Annotated in this window: 14 protein-coding genes; 9 read left to right on the top strand and 5 right to left on the bottom strand. The window is 60.7% G+C overall.

What is annotated here, in order from left to right; all coding sequences use genetic code 11:
• Positions 1-39: 39 nt before the first annotated feature.
• Positions 40-867 carry a type I methionyl aminopeptidase gene (map, locus tag NKH73_RS29440; protein WP_352938309.1) on the bottom strand — a complete coding sequence of 276 codons (828 nt, stop codon included), beginning with the start codon at positions 865-867 and terminating at the stop codon, positions 40-42.
• A 294-nt stretch (positions 868-1,161) separates the two neighbouring features.
• Entirely contained in the window at positions 1,162-2,034 is an 873-nt protein-coding gene (locus NKH73_RS29435) for a ferritin-like domain-containing protein (protein ID WP_352938306.1), read from the bottom strand.
• A gap of 335 nt (positions 2,035-2,369) precedes the next feature.
• Between NKH73_RS29435 and NKH73_RS29430 the strand changes: the two genes are divergently transcribed.
• The 7 genes from NKH73_RS29430 to NKH73_RS29400 all read left to right on the top strand — a co-directional run bounded on the left by NKH73_RS29430 (position 2,370) and on the right by NKH73_RS29400 (position 9,503).
• Positions 2,370-4,109, top strand: coding sequence for a hypothetical protein (locus NKH73_RS29430; protein WP_352938303.1), 1,740 nt, complete (start codon positions 2,370-2,372; stop codon positions 4,107-4,109).
• A 422-nt stretch (positions 4,110-4,531) separates the two neighbouring features.
• The gene (locus NKH73_RS29425) at positions 4,532-4,873 is read left to right on the top strand and encodes a DUF982 domain-containing protein (RefSeq protein WP_352938300.1); all 342 of its coding nucleotides are present in this window, start codon (positions 4,532-4,534) and stop codon (positions 4,871-4,873) included.
• Positions 4,874-4,895: 22 nt separating this feature from the next.
• Positions 4,896-6,140, top strand: a complete 1,245-nt coding sequence (locus NKH73_RS29420; protein ID WP_352938297.1) for an ABC transporter substrate-binding protein — start codon at positions 4,896-4,898, stop codon at positions 6,138-6,140.
• A gap of 4 nt (positions 6,141-6,144) precedes the next feature.
• Positions 6,145-6,882, top strand: a complete 738-nt coding sequence (locus NKH73_RS29415; protein ID WP_352938294.1) for an ABC transporter ATP-binding protein — start codon at positions 6,145-6,147, stop codon at positions 6,880-6,882.
• The gene (locus NKH73_RS29410) at positions 6,879-7,598 is read left to right on the top strand and encodes an ABC transporter ATP-binding protein (RefSeq protein ID WP_352938291.1); all 720 of its coding nucleotides are present in this window, start codon (positions 6,879-6,881) and stop codon (positions 7,596-7,598) included. The genes NKH73_RS29415 and NKH73_RS29410 overlap by 4 nt, the downstream gene beginning before the upstream one ends.
• Before the next feature lie 25 nt (positions 7,599-7,623).
• Entirely contained in the window at positions 7,624-8,499 is an 876-nt protein-coding gene (locus tag NKH73_RS29405) for a branched-chain amino acid ABC transporter permease (protein ID WP_352938289.1), read from the top strand.
• Complete coding sequence (locus NKH73_RS29400; RefSeq protein ID WP_352938286.1) at positions 8,496-9,503, top strand: branched-chain amino acid ABC transporter permease; 1,008 nt, start codon at positions 8,496-8,498, stop codon at positions 9,501-9,503. Before NKH73_RS29405 ends, NKH73_RS29400 begins: the two co-directional genes overlap by 4 nt.
• 295 nt (positions 9,504-9,798) lie before the next feature.
• Here NKH73_RS29400 and NKH73_RS29390 read toward each other — a convergent pair whose 3' ends face one another.
• The gene (locus NKH73_RS29390) at positions 9,799-9,996 is read right to left on the bottom strand and encodes a hypothetical protein (RefSeq protein ID WP_352938284.1); all 198 of its coding nucleotides are present in this window, start codon (positions 9,994-9,996) and stop codon (positions 9,799-9,801) included.
• A gap of 42 nt (positions 9,997-10,038) precedes the next feature.
• On the opposite strand from NKH73_RS29390, the gene NKH73_RS29385 reads away from it, so the two are divergent.
• Positions 10,039-10,545 carry a hypothetical protein gene (locus tag NKH73_RS29385; RefSeq protein ID WP_352938282.1) on the top strand — a complete coding sequence of 169 codons (507 nt, stop codon included), beginning with the start codon at positions 10,039-10,041 and terminating at the stop codon, positions 10,543-10,545.
• 291 nt (positions 10,546-10,836) lie between these two features.
• On the opposite strand, the gene NKH73_RS29380 is transcribed toward NKH73_RS29385, so the two are convergent.
• Both NKH73_RS29380 and NKH73_RS29375 read right to left on the bottom strand, forming a co-directional pair.
• On the bottom strand, positions 10,837-12,153 hold the full coding sequence (locus NKH73_RS29380; protein ID WP_352938279.1) for a M20 family metallopeptidase: 1,317 nt from the start codon (positions 12,151-12,153) through the stop codon (positions 10,837-10,839).
• Positions 12,154-12,259: 106 nt separating this feature from the next.
• Positions 12,260-13,207 (bottom strand): MurR/RpiR family transcriptional regulator, encoded by a 948-nt coding sequence (locus NKH73_RS29375; protein WP_352938276.1) that lies wholly within the window; start codon positions 13,205-13,207, stop codon positions 12,260-12,262.
• Positions 13,208-13,367: 160 nt separating this feature from the next.
• Between NKH73_RS29375 and NKH73_RS29370 the strand changes: the two genes are divergently transcribed.
• Complete coding sequence (locus NKH73_RS29370) at positions 13,368-14,027, top strand: DUF2161 domain-containing phosphodiesterase (protein WP_352938427.1); 660 nt, start codon at positions 13,368-13,370, stop codon at positions 14,025-14,027.
• Positions 14,028-14,197 lie beyond the last annotated feature (170 nt).

Below are 14,197 nucleotides of genomic sequence, written 5' to 3'. Positions count from 1 at the left end.
CACCCCATTGACCGGAAAGGTCCGGCGCCGGGAGAAACACTAGGCCGGCAGGCCGGGACGGTCGAGTTTTTTCAGCGACAGCGTGAAAATCTCACATCCGGTCTCGGTGACGCCGATCGTGTGCTCGTACTGCGCCGACAGCGAGCGGTCGCGCGTCACCGCCGTCCAGCCGTCCGACAGGACTTTTACATGCGGCCGGCCGAGATTGATCATCGGCTCGACGGTGAAGATCATGCCCGGCCGCATCTCGACGCCCTCGTTGGCGCTGCCGTAGTGCAGGATGTTCGGCGCATCATGAAAGAGCTGGCCGACGCCGTGGCCGCAGAAATCGCGCACCACCGAGCAGCGCTCGCCTTCGGCATAGGTCTGGATGGCGGCGCCGATGGCGCCAGTGCGGGCGCCGGGCTTGATCGCGGCGATGCCGCGCATCAGGCATTCATGCGTGACCTCGAGCAGGCGCTCGGCGGCGCGCTTGATCGTGCCCACCGGATACATGCGCGAGGAATCGCCATGCCAGCCGTCGAGGATGTAGGTGACGTCGATGTTGACGATGTCGCCGTCCTTCAACGGTTTGTTGTCGGGAATGCCATGGCAGACGACGTGGTTGATCGAGGTGCAGGACGACTTCGTATAGCCGCGATAGTTGAGCGTCGCCGGCAATGCGCCGTGATCCATGCCGAACTCGAAGACAAAGCGGTCGAGGGCTTCAGTGGTGACGCCGGGCGCGACCATCGGCACCAGTTCGTCGAGGCAGCGCGCGGTAAGATCGCAGGCCTTGCGCATGCCGGCAAAGCCCTCTTCGCCATAGAGGCGGATCTGGCCGGTGTTTCTGAGCGGTGCCGTGGCGGCGTCGAGATAGGTGACCATTCTTGTCCGTCGGGAGAGGGGGCTTCTAATGAGCCCGCGCGAAAATCCTCCCAGATTTGGCACCTGATGGCGCCAGGTTCAAGGACGAACTGCCGATCACGGGCACAAGCCGGCGAAATTCCTGCCTAACACCGTCTTGTGCGTTAAGCCCGTGCAAAGATGCCCAGCCGTGTAGCGCGCAAATTCCTCTTGCGCTGTGCGCTACTTCGTTTGCACCAGATTGGACGTGGGCTGCAGGCGCAGCCAATGTTCGGCGTGCATCCGTCCGCATCCAGCTTCTCGTTCGCAGTCCGCTCAGGTGCTTTTGAGCATTCCGTTCATGCCGTTCGGGTAGAAGCCGCCTTTGCTCACGCCGGCCTGATCGGTCAGATAGACGATCCGAAGCACCTCTTGCGGCGTTCTCGTGAAGGCGATCGCATCTGGGGTGGATGGAACGATATTGGCCTTGTCATCCATTCGGATGCCTTGGTCCTTGTCTTCCGGTCCGTCAATCTTGTCACGTGCGTCGGAAACGGCGTTGGCGGCCTTCCAGGCATCCTCGCCCATTCGGTAAAGCGACGATCGTGCCATTCCCATGTGGTAAGCCTCGACGGCCAGAATGCCGGCGGCAGCCGCCACGAAGTCCTTGTTCTTCAGGACGGTCGCGGCGCCAGCATAGGCAGTGACGCCAACGTCCTCGAACAGCATTCCGCCTAGCACGAAATTCATCTGGTTGCCGAACGGATCAAAGTCGTCCCCGAGTCCCGCGGCCTTCGCGACCGCAGCAAAGCCTGCATCGAAATCGATTGCCGGCCGGTCTACGGCTTCGCTTCCAAGCGTCTTGCGGTAGAACCTGACGTGAGCAAGTTCGTTTTCCGCGACTTCCTGCATGAATTCACCGATGGCGGGCGTGTCAAAGGAAACCTGTTTGCCACCGACGACAGCGCCGGCCTCGGGGCCAGCATCGGAGTCATCGATGCCTTTTCCGGTGGTGCCGCGCAAATAATATTCGGCTTCCATGTATTCCAGATTGAGGGCGAACCGGAGAATGTCTTCGTCTTTAACATCGTCCTGCGCATAGGCGCGGGAAACGGGGGTAAAGCCGGTGGTCGTAGCGAGTGTGGCTCCCAGGCCAAATTGCAATGCGCGGCGGCGCGAAACATGAAGTGAAGGCGTAGCACGGATCATGGCTTCCTCCCAAAAGCCCGCCGGCATCAAATTATCTGGCACCTTAAAAGCGGGCCTTCGTCCCCAACTTCGCCAAGGGTGGAATGTTCCTTAACCGCTGCCGAGAACAGATTTATCCCGGAATGCCTGTTGAAACCTTCATCGGAACCGGCGACCGGACCTTTCTTAATTATCTCCTGCGGTCTTTCCTGGATTCTTTCGGCAAGGCGTTTCGCGAAGAATAGCTCGTCCGTCTCACGGTAAAGAGCCGAACTAATCCTCCGTGATTATTGCTCGCTCTAGCCCGACAGCTTAGGACTGTGATGGGTCGGGTAGGCTTAACAGGAGAGCGTACGATGGCTAAGTCTAAACGCATTCCCTTTACGCCCGGAGATCTGTCGCATCGTCAATGGGGTACTGATGACATCCTCGTAGGCGATCTGGCTACACCTATCTTAATCGGCGATGCTGGCGGCAGCCTGTTCGATTTCTCGAGGGGCGGCAACGACACTTTCACCGAAAACGAACCCTCGACCTACACGTTCTACGGTGACGCGGTTGGCAGCATGTTCAATTTTACGCGAGGCGGCAACGACACCTTCACGGGGTCAAGCTCCTCCACCATCACTGCTTACGGTGATGCGGGCGAGGATATGTCGGGTCACAGCAAGGGCGGCGACGACACTTTCACGGGCGCCTTCCTATCCACCAACATTTTCTACGGTGACGCCGGCGGTAACATGTTCGGTCACGCTCAGGGCGGCGACGACAGTTTTAGCGCCGACGGCGACTCCTTCAACACCTTTTACGGTGACGCGGGCGAGGATATGTCGGGTCACAGCAAGGGCGGCAACGATACCTTCAGCAGTGAAGAGGGTAGACGGCTAGACAACACCTTCTACGGTGACGCTGGCGGCAACATGTTCGGCCATGCTCAGGGCGGCGACGACACTTTCGTGACCAGCACTGTACAAGGAGCCACCCACACCTTCTACGGCGATGCGGGGGGCGAAATGTCGGGTCACAGTAAGGGCGGCAACGACACCTTCCAGGGCTCCAGACAGGCCGCCAACACGTTCTTCGGCGACGCCGGCAGCAATATGTCCGGCAATGCGCGGGGCGGCGACGACAGTTTCACGAGCCGGACCGACTCCCTCAACATTTTCTACGGTGATGCCGGCGGCGATATGTCGGGTCACAGTAAGGGCGGCAACGACACCTTCACGGGCAGCTTCTTCTCCACCGCCACTTTCTTCGGAGACGCCGGCGGCAATATGTCTGACCATGCTCAGGGCGGCGACGACCACTACACGGACTTGGGTGGAGAGATCCCGAGCAAAACTCTCTATGGCGATGCGGGCGGCGATCTTTCCGGTTTCGCCGAGGGCGGCAACGACACCTTCACGAGCGTGGGTGGGTCTCAGGTAACGTTCTACGGCGACGCGGGCGCCAACATGTCCGACGATGCTCGCGGTGGCGATGACGTGGCCGTGCTGCAAGGCACCAATAATCTGGGCTATGGCGACGCTGTTACGATGCTCGGCAGCGCTGTGGGCGGCAATGATGACCTAACCGGCGGCAATAAGAGCTTCTTTCCTGACACTCAAAACGAGTTGTACGGCGACGCATTCGCTATGTCCGGGGCCGCCACGGGCGGTAACGATATTCTTACCGGGGGCCAGAACAGCGAAAGCGGCCAAGTCAGTAACTTCTTATGCGGTGACGCTTTACAAATGTCCGGTTCGGCCACGGGCGGCAACGATGTCCTGTACGCGGGGAGCGCGGCAGCCGGCTGCACGGTCATCAATGACATGTGGGGTGATGGGCAACTGAGCGACTTGGCAGAGGGTGGCCAAGATCTGTTCATATTCGAGGACGATGGTGTAATGACGGTCGGAACCCAAAATACCATTTACGACTTCAGCCAGAACCAAGGCGATAGTATCATGTTTAGTGGTGTGGAGGGCGTGCAATCGTTCAATGATCTCGCTATTGCCCAAAGTGGAACCAGCACCATCATTACCGCGGGGGTCAATCAAGTTACTCTCGAAAACTTTACGAACGTGCTGACGGCGGATGACTTTTTGTTCGCCTGAGAGCGAAAGCCTTTTCGCTCTGATGCGTGAAGCTATTCGAAGGGCGAAATGCGGTGAGGGTCGTTCGACCAGGGTTTCGCACATCGATCCTTGCGCGCTCCGTCGCATCTGTCTGGCGAGAATGGCTTGAATGTTGCTTGGACAGAGGCCGGGACGAAAGAGCGAGTTCGCGAATCCGTTGCTTTGTGACGGCAGTTATGCTATTGATTTAGGCACGGTGCTGATGTGCGCCAGTTACCCGCCGCTGAGGCGGGTTTTTTATTTCAGGTTTCAGCCCATCCTTCACGGGGCTCCGATCGAAGTTGGCGGTCCGAGGTGACCTCCTCGTTAGCCACTTCCGAGGCGTCGAGCCCAAGGCGAGAGCCGGTCGAGCAACCTTTCGCGACGAACGGCGTTGCTGCGGCGATGTCGGGAGACAATGAATGGATAGATTGCAATTCAAGGTGCCGGTACGCATCATGCCCGCACCCGGCCTGCCTATCGAGGAAATCTACAGCGTCGAACAGGCGTTGGATTTCCTGCAGGCTTGGCCGGTTCGCCGGCAAGGTCCGGTCTATCAGGCTGCGTTCAATGCATGCTTCGGGGCCACGGTCGACCTGGTCGAGACCGAGCCGTTGAGGACCGCGATCGGCGGCGATTCGCCTGGCCGCTGCAGTTCCCGCGGACTGCTTAGCAGTCAATTTGTTCGCGCGTGCATGAAAATATCTTTTCAAATTGACCCGCCTGTGCATAATTTGTCAATCATCCAACCATCGCCACGATAATAACAGGGGAACAGGATCAATGATGACCAAGTCGATGAAACGCCATTTCAGGCATATGCTGATCGGAACGTCGCTCGGCATGATGCTGGCCACTGCGCCGGCATTAGCCGACGTCGTCAAGATCGGCCTGCTGGCGCCGCTGACCGGCCCGGCGGCAGCCGACGGCCAGGAATTCCAGCGTGGCGCGCAGATGGCGATCGACGAGGCAAACAGCGCCGGCGGCGTCGACGGCCATACGTTCGAGCTGGTCGTGGGCGACGTCAAGGACCAGTCGGCGGCGAACGTCACCAGCGCGGTCGAGCGCCTGCTCGGCGACCAGGACGTGCACTTCATGCTGACCGGCTATGCCAGCCTGACCAATTTCGAGATCGATAACATGGCCGAGGCGGAGATGCCTTACATGCTTGCCGCCACATCGCAGCAGACCAAGGACATCATCGCGCCCGATCCGGAGAAATATGCCTGCTGCTGGTCGCTGACCCCGTCCTTCGACGCCTACAACACCGATGTAACGGTTTTTGTCGAGAAGCTGGCGGCCGAAGGCAAGATTACGCTGCCGACCAAGAAGGTCGCCATCATCTCGTCCGATAATGCCTATTCGAAGACCATTTCCGAGGGCATGAAGAAGACCTTCAAGGAGAAGGGCTGGACCATCACCGTCGACGAACTCGTGCCCTTCGGCGACGTGACCGACTGGCGTTCGATCCTGGCCAAGGTGCGTGAAGACGTGCCTGACGTGGCCATCAACACCGACTATCTGCCCGGCAACTCGGCCTCGTTCCTAAACCAGTTCCTGGAGCAGCCGACCAAGAGCCTGGTGTTCCTGCAATATGCGCCGAGCGTTCCGGAATTCGTCGAGCTGACCAAGGAAAAGTCGAACGGCGTGATCTACAACCTTCTCGGCGGCGCGCTGACGACGCCGAAGAACCCGCGCGCCGACGAAGTGGCGGGCAAGTTCAAGGCCAAATACGGCGTTGAAAGCGGCACCTACGGCGTCGGCCTCTACGAGATGGTCAATGTCTATTTCGACGCGCTGAAAAAGGCCGGCGACCCGAGCGACCATGCCGCGATCATGAAGGCGCTGTCCGAGACCGACAAGCAGGTCGCCGAAGGCCGCCTGAAATTCGATCCGGCGACGCATCTTGCCATGCAGGGCGACGACTACATTCCGATCACCTTTTTCCAGATATGGGACGGCAACCGCACCCTGATCTCGCCCGCCAAATACGCGACCGGCGAGTTCAAGCCGCAGCCCTGGATGAAATAGCGGCATGCCGCTGCTTGAAGTCGAGGGCGTATCGAAAGCGTTCGGTTCGCTCAAGGCGGTCGACGACGTGTCGTTCGCCGTCGAGGCCGGGGAAATCTTCGGCGTCGCCGGGCCGAACGGCAGCGGCAAGAGCACGCTGTTCAACGTCATCACCGGTATCCCGTTCGGCCCCGACAAGGGCCGGATACGGTTCGACGGAATGGAGATCCAGGGCAAAACAGGCAACGCCATTGCACAGCTCGGCCTTCTCAGGACCTTCCAGCGCGAGACCAGCTTCGACGGGCTGACCGTGTTCGAGAACGCGCTGATCGGCGCGAGCTACGGCAAGCCCGGGCGAGGGGTGGTCGAGGCGCGGACCCACGCCGCCGAGGCGCTGGAGTTCGTCGGCCTTTCGTCGGCCATCTTTGGACGGCTTGCCGGCGAACTGTCGGTGTTCGACCGCAAGTGCCTGATGCTCGCAACGGCAATCGCCACGGAACCACGCATGCTTTTGCTCGACGAGCCGGCATCGAGCCTGACCAAGCCGGAGATCGAGACGTCGATCGGATTGATCAGGCGGACAGCGGCGCGCGGCATCACCGTGGTGCTGATCGAGCATGTGCTGACCTTCCTGATGAGCCTGTCGCAGCATCTTCTGGTGCTGAACCAGGGCCGCGTGCTCGCCGCGGGCGAGCCCAAGAGCGTGATTGCCGACCAGCGCGTGGTGGAAGCCTATCTCGGGACAAGGAGATCGGCGGCGTGAGCGAGAGCCCGATCCTGAGCGTCGAGGCGGTGACATCAGGCTATGGCCGCGTGACCGTTCTGCATGACATCACGCTCGAGGCCGGCCGGTACGGCAATGTCGGGCTATTCGGGCCGAACGGTCACGGCAAGACGACGCTGCTGAGGACCATTTCCGGCCTGGTCGCGTCGAAACGCGGCCGCATCGTCTTTGACGGCAAGGACATCACCGGCTTGAGCGCGCGCGCCATCGTCGCCACCGGTCTCATCCACGTGCCGCAGGGCAACAAGCTGTTTCCCGACCTGACGATCGGCGACTGTATGGCGCTCGGCGCCTATTCGCCGCGGGCGCGGCCGCACGAGGCCGAGAACCGCGAAAAGGTGGTGAAACTGTTCCCGAAGCTGGCCGAACGCTGGCGGCAAAGGGTGCGCACGCTTTCCGGCGGCGAGCGCCAGATGGTGTCGATCGGCACGGCGCTGATGAGCCATCCGCGCCTGCTGATCCTGGACGAGCCGACGCTTGGACTGGCGCCGAAGATCAAGGACGAACTCTGCACCGCCGTCATGGATATTTCGAAGGGCGGCGTGCCGCTCGTCGTCGTGGAGCAGGATATCGAATTCCTGCTCGAACTCAGCCGGCAGCTCTTTCTTGTCGATCACGGAGCGGTCAAGACCGAGATCCGGCCGGGCGAGAGCATCGAGCACAGCGAAATCATGGCGATGTATTTCGGACATTGAAGGCAGGATCGGACAGGATTCGGGTATGAGCGTCTTTTCGGATATCTTCTTCGGCGGCCTGTTCCAGGGCTCGCTCTACGCCATGATGGCGGTGGGGCTGGCGCTGGTCTGGACGACGATCGGCGTCTTCAATTTCAGCCACGGCGTGTTCATGATGCTAGGCGCCTATTTCGCCTGGCAGCTCGTTGCCTTTGGCCTGCCGGTGGTGATCGCCTTTCCGCTCGCCGTCATCGTCATGGCCGGCGCAGGCTGGATCCTGCAGGCCTCGGTGGTGCGGCCGCTTATCGGCCGTCCCAACATCGTGCTGGTCGTCGTCATCACCACGCTGGCTGCCGGCTCGCTGATGGAAAACGGCGCGCTGACGGTCTGGGGGCCGCGCTCCAAGCAGCTGCCGAGCCTGATCGAGGGCAACACCACTATCGCCGGTGTCGGCGTGTCGCTGCACCAGATCGCGATCATCGTCATCACGCCGCTGATCCTCGCAGCCTTGTGGTCGTTCCTCAACCGCACGCGGCTTGGCCTTGCGCTCAGGGCCGTCGCGCAGAACGAGGACGCAAGCCAACTGGTCGGCCTCAACGTCACGGCGCTCTACGGCCTTGCCTTCGCCATCGCCGCGTCGCTGGCGGGGCTGGCCGGGATCTTCATGGGCGGCTACCGTTTCATGAACCCGTCAATGGGCGCCGACCCGCTGCTCAAGGCGCTGATCGTCGTGGTTTTCGGTGGCATTTCAAGCATTTCGGGACCGATCTTCGCTGCCTACCTGATCGGGTTCTTCGAGGCGGCGAGCAACTACTATTTCGGCCTCTACTGGACGCCTGCACTGCTTTTCCTCGTGCTCATCGCGACGCTCATGGTGCGCCCCGAGGGGATTTTTGCCAGCCGCTCCAGGGGGCTCGCATGACCCTTCTCGACATCGTCATCCCGTCTGCTCCCGGCCGCGTCGCATGGAACCGCGAGGCGATCGGCTTCGTGGCGGGCTTCCTACTGCTTGCCCTGTTGCCGCTCGTCTTCGGCGACAGCTACAGCCGGCACGTGCTGATCATGATCTTCATCTACGCCATCGTCGCCTCGAACTGGGACCTCAGCCTCGGCTATGGCGGCGTCTTCAATTTCGGCCATCTGGCGCTGTTCGGCATCGGCGTCTATGCCTACAGCCTGCTTGCCAAGCTGGCTGGCGTCGATCCGTGGATCGCGCTTTTGGCAAGTGGCGCCATCGCCACCTTGGCGGCCGTGCTGGTGACCATTCCGATCCTGCGGCTCAAGGGCATCTATATCATCCTGGTGACCTTCGGCTTCGCACAGCTCGTCATGCAGGTCATCATCAGCCAGTCGGACCTGACGGGCGGCACGCAAGGTCTGGTGCGGGTGCCCGGCCTCTATCTGTTCGACCACAACATGGTCCGCGACGGCAAGCTCGCCTATTTTTACATCGCGCTGACACTTCTTGTGCTCAGCACGCTGTTCCTGCGACTGTTCGTGCGCTCTCGCGCCGGCGCCAGCATCGTGGCGCTGCGCGACAATGAGGAATACGCCATCAGCCGCGGCGTCTCGCTGGTGAGGCAGCGCATGGTAACGCTGGCGGCAAGCGCCTTCTTCACCGGGATTGCCGGCGCCTTCTACGCCGCCTACCAGCGCAACGCCTCGATCGACGTGTTCGGCATGAGCTTGGCGACCATCATCCTGTCGATGGTGCTTCTCGGCGGAACGAGCACGATCTATGGCGCGATCATCGCGTCTTTCGTGCTCACCGTCTTTTCCGAGGCAATGGCCGATTTCGGCGCGTGGCGGCTGATGATCTCGGCGCTGCTCATCATCGTGATCATGCTGGTCTACCCGAGCGGCCTCGTCGGCATGATCCGGGCAGCATGGACGGCGGTGGCCGACCGCATCAAGCGCCCGGCCTGATAGGGCCAGACCGCCTCGACCGCGACCGAAGGTGTATCGAAGTACGCGAGCGACCGTACAACGAAGGTTTGCACCTTTGTATTGAACTTGCCTTTTGCCGTGAAGATGTCAGGGTCCGGCCAGGAGAATGCGTCAAGGGCCTAAGAATTAGCTCGATAGACGGTTTGGTTTCGGCGCGCGGATATGAGTTGTGCGTCCTAACACTTGGTCTCGCGGGATTATCCCCAGAGGCTCGCATCGTACATGAGAATTTCGACTACATGGCTGATGCCTTGGGGTAAGGACGGCATGATCGTTACGGGAGGTTACGACAAAGCGCTCCAATCCTCGCTTGGTTGAGGTGGCGGTGGTCATCGTTGCGGAGCGCAGCGCCCTCGGCAATGAAGGTGGCGCGAGCCCATTCGATCAGATCGTTGACTGACGCGGATTTAATCTCGTCTGCCTCAAGTAATTCAACCGGAGAGAACGGGCGCTGCTTGTAGACGGCCGCCATCAGTGATTTACCTATGATGTCAACTGAAGGGAGGTTAATAAAATGATCAAACTTACACGGTTTGACGGTGTATCTGTCGAAGTAAAAGCACCGTTGATTGTTCGAGTTAGGCAGACGAACGCTACCGTGCTGAAAGAGCATGGAAACTCACGTGTCGACGGCTTGGTAGTTCCCTTTTACATGGATCAGCCACAAACTATAGCTGATGCGGTGCATGCTGAAATCAAAACGTTCACTAGTCTCAACCAACCGGGCGGGAAGCCCGTTTGGTTCGACGGTGCGAAGGCGAGCGGCCCAGTTCCCCTAACATCAGTCAATAGGCTTAGACTGAAAGAGGGCAAAGCCAATTCCGCGTTGCAGATAGGAAACGCGATCCAGCTTGTAAGCAACAGCCCCGAGGAAGTTTTCAAATTGATCTCCGACATGGGAGGAAACCCAGAGCCGCCAATTGATAACTCCAAGTTCTCCAAAATGGAAACGTCTAATAAAGCGGACGGTATAGAAACGCCGCTATGGGACGAGGCTATGTACACAGTCCCAGCAAGTTGACAAATTTCAAGCTAGGGCAGGGAGCGGTGACGCTCTCCCCTATGGCCCTGCGAGTATTCCCTCCGATGGAGGTCCGCTACAGAACAGCCAATCACCTTATCACGGATGAAATCATCTGAGATCAAGGGCGCGTTCATTTTTATCCTGATCTTGGCGACCCTAGTCTAATGTCGTCTAACTCTGCCTTAGCTCGTACATGGAACTCGATATCGGTATTTGGTATCTGCCACGATACACCGTTGCTCAATAGGCGGTCGAGGCCGTCAAACCGTCGGGCTTGGGGCGACATCATCAACGCACGCCGCACCAGTCGATGACGGAGGCGGCGATGACCTTGGCGGTCTCCACCACAGAGTCGACCTCGACATATTCGTCGGCGCCATGAAAACCGTCGCCGGACGGACCGAAGATGACGCCGTCGACGCCAGCGCCGGCATAGTGCGCGGCGTCGCAGACAGCGACGAAGCCCTTCACCTCAGGGGTCTTGCCGATGCGCGCCTTGTTGGTGACGAGCGACCTGACCAGCGGATGATCCGGCGAGGTGTTCATCGGCGGAAAATAAAGGCCGCCCAGTTCCCACTGGATGGTCGGCGGGTTGTCGCGCAGCCAGGCATCGGTGGCGGCGAAATGATGCACGAAAGTTTCGAAATCGCGGCGATAATCGGCCGAGTTCTCGTCGGGCAGGAACTTCATGTCGAGGTCGAGGACTGCGACATCAGGGATGATCGCCGGATTGGTCATCACCGTAGGCAAGCCGTTCTCGCCAAGCCCGGTGCCGCCATACATCACGCCGATGTTGATCGTGTTCATGCCGAGCGGCAGCAGCGGATGCGATCTGGCTCGCGTGCGGTCGAGTTCGTATTGGCGCACGGCGGCGATGAAGCGCGCGGCGATCTCGATGGCGTTGACGCCGGGTTCGAGCCGGTCCTTGTCGTGGCGCTGCGGATAGATCTCATTGTAGCGCAGCGCCGAATGCGCGTTGCGGCCGCGGATCGTCACCCGCGCCCATTCGAGCCCGCCCTCGACCGGCAGGACATCGCCCCAGGTCGGTTCGGCGACCAGCACCGCCTTGGCGAGCTTGCCCCTGGCGACCGCGTCCATGGCGCCGAAGCCGCCGGCCTCCTCGTCGACCACAGTGTGGATCGCCAGCCGGCCCTGCAGCGTGATACCCGCCTTGCGGATGGCATGCGCCGCCGCGATGCAGGCCGCAACGCCGCCCTTCATGTCGACAGCTCCGCGGCCGTAAAGGCGCCCGTTGGTAATGTCGCCGCCAAACGGATCGACCGACCAGTTTTTCATTTCGCCGACCGGCACGACATCGATATGGCCACAAAGGATCAGGCTGCGTTCCTCGTCGCCGGCCCATTCGCCGACCAGATTGGGCCGCCCCGGCAACGCGTCCCATTGTTCGGTCGCGAAACCGTCCGCCTTGAGGATCGGCTCCAGCAGCGCCTGCACGTCGGCCTCGCGGTTCAGGCCTTGTTTGGCCTCGAATTTGGGGTTCACCGAAGGAATCCGCACCATGTCGCTGGTCAGCCCGATCACCCAGTCGCGATCCTTGTCGATCTCGGCTTGCGCAGCGGCGATGGCCGCATCCCTGTCCAGCATGTCGATGTCCTTTCGTGCCTCTGCGGCGTTCGTGATTGTCTCTTTGGTGTTGCTTGGTGTTGCGGGTGGCTCAGCCGCTGATGCTGCGCCGATCATGTCGGGCCGGTTACGTCGATTTGGGTTTGCCCCTGACGAATGGTGCCGCCCACTTTGCCGGATCTCCGGCGGCTGCGCTGCGGCCACCGGGATCGACGAAATCCGAGGCATCGAGCGTTACGCCGTTGGCGCGGCGGATCCCTTCGATGTCCTCGATGCGCTTGCGCACCGTCTGGCCTTCGCTCTCCAGCGCATGGGCAAACACGGTCTCCATCTGGACGACGGCGGTGGCCAGCGTGTCGAACGGCGAGTTGGCCTCTATCGCCGCGATCAGCGTCAGGTCGGCGTGTTCGGAGATCGGCGACAGCCATGGATCGGTGAAAAGCAGGATGCCCACGCCTCGCTCGCGCGCCTGGCGGGCGAAGTTCACCACGTCCGACTGGTAGCGGCGATAGTCGAAAACGACGAGCAGGTCGCGCTTGCCGAGATCGATCAGCAGGTCGAAATCTGTCGGCGCCAGAGCGCCGATGTCGTGCACGCTGGGACGGAACTGCACGAGATAGCCGGCGAGCATCGAGGCGATGTGGCGGCTGAAGCGTCCGCCGAGCAGCACGACCTGGCCTTTGCAGTCGAGCAGCATCCTGGCGGCGCGGCCATAGCTCTGCGAGGGAACCGCCGTGCGCGTCCGCTCCAGGCTGTCGGAAACCGAATGGAAGTAGTCGCTGACAGTACCTTCGCTCGAATTGGCAGGCCGCTTCGCCTCCATCATCAGCAGAGGAGAATGCAGGCGGGATTCGATTTCCGCCAGAAGCTTGGCCTGGAAGGCGGCAAAGCCGCCATAGCCGAGCTTGACCATGAGGCGCATGACCGTCGGGTCGCTGACGCCCGCTGCCTTTGCCAGGCGCGAGGCAGTCCCGAGGCCGGACATCGGATAGTCGGCAAGCAGGACCTGCACGATCTTGGATTCGGCGGATGTGAGGGCCAGGGTGGTATGCGCCAACTCTTCGCGGATCGACACCGGACCTCTCCCTTCCCGTATTCAGCCGATGATAGAGAAGTTACAAATTCTGGTGTCGATGTCAATTTTTGGAATTGTTTCTACAAAGGCCGCAGGGTGACTATTGTTAATGGCTAAGGGGTTCGGTGCCACCCAGCCACGAATCGGCTATGCCACGGGCATGCAGGAAACGTCTCTCTACGTCCCGGTGAAGCGGTTTCTTGAGAGCCTGGAATTCACCGTCAAAGGCGAAATTGGTGGCTGCGATGTCGTGGGCGTGCGTGACGGCGAGCCGCCCGTGGTCGTCATCTGCGAGTTGAAGCTGCAGTTTAACCTCGAGCTCATACTTCAAGGTGTCGATCGTGCCGCGTCATGCGACGAGGTCTGGCTTGCGGCGCGGATGTCGAGCCGAGGCAAAGGCCGCGAGCACGATCGTCGGTTCCGCGCACTCTGCCGGCGGCTTGGCTTCGGGCTTTTGGGGGTCGGCTCTGCCGGCAATGTCGAATTGCTGCTTAGCCCGGCGGCCTTGCCGCCAAGACGAGACCCGAGGCGAAGATCGCGCCTTGTGGACGAGCATCGGCGCCGGCGCGGCGACCCTGTGGTCGGCGGTGGCTCCCGTACGCCGATAATGACCGCTTACCGACAAGATGCTCTGGCCTGCGCCGCTGCGATGACCGATGGCCCGAAGCGGCCCCGCGATCTGAAAACCATTTCACCGCGCGCCGCCAAGATCCTGCTTGACAACGTCTATGGTTGGTTCGCCCGGGCCGAGCGCGGCGTCTATGCGCTTACAGATGCTGGCTATGCAGCTTTACAGCGCTGGCCGCAGCACGCGGTTTGAGCGCGACGATATCCAGCTTGCAGGGGGCCGTTCCGTTCCGAAAATTCTCAAGATTTCTATCAGTGCGTGTGGGTATGTGATTTGTAGCTAATATACCTGTCGGGTAGGCAGGGCACCGCGGGGCGCTAAGAAAATAAGAAAAAGGAATATAAATGGCTACTCTGCACTAC

It is taken from the genome of Mesorhizobium sp. M0938 (assembly GCF_040319125.1).
Classification (GTDB): Bacteria; Pseudomonadota; Alphaproteobacteria; order Rhizobiales; family Rhizobiaceae; genus Mesorhizobium; species Mesorhizobium robiniae.
The sequence above is the reverse complement of the archived record's forward strand: the minus strand, read 5'-3'. Positions and strand labels throughout refer to the sequence as shown.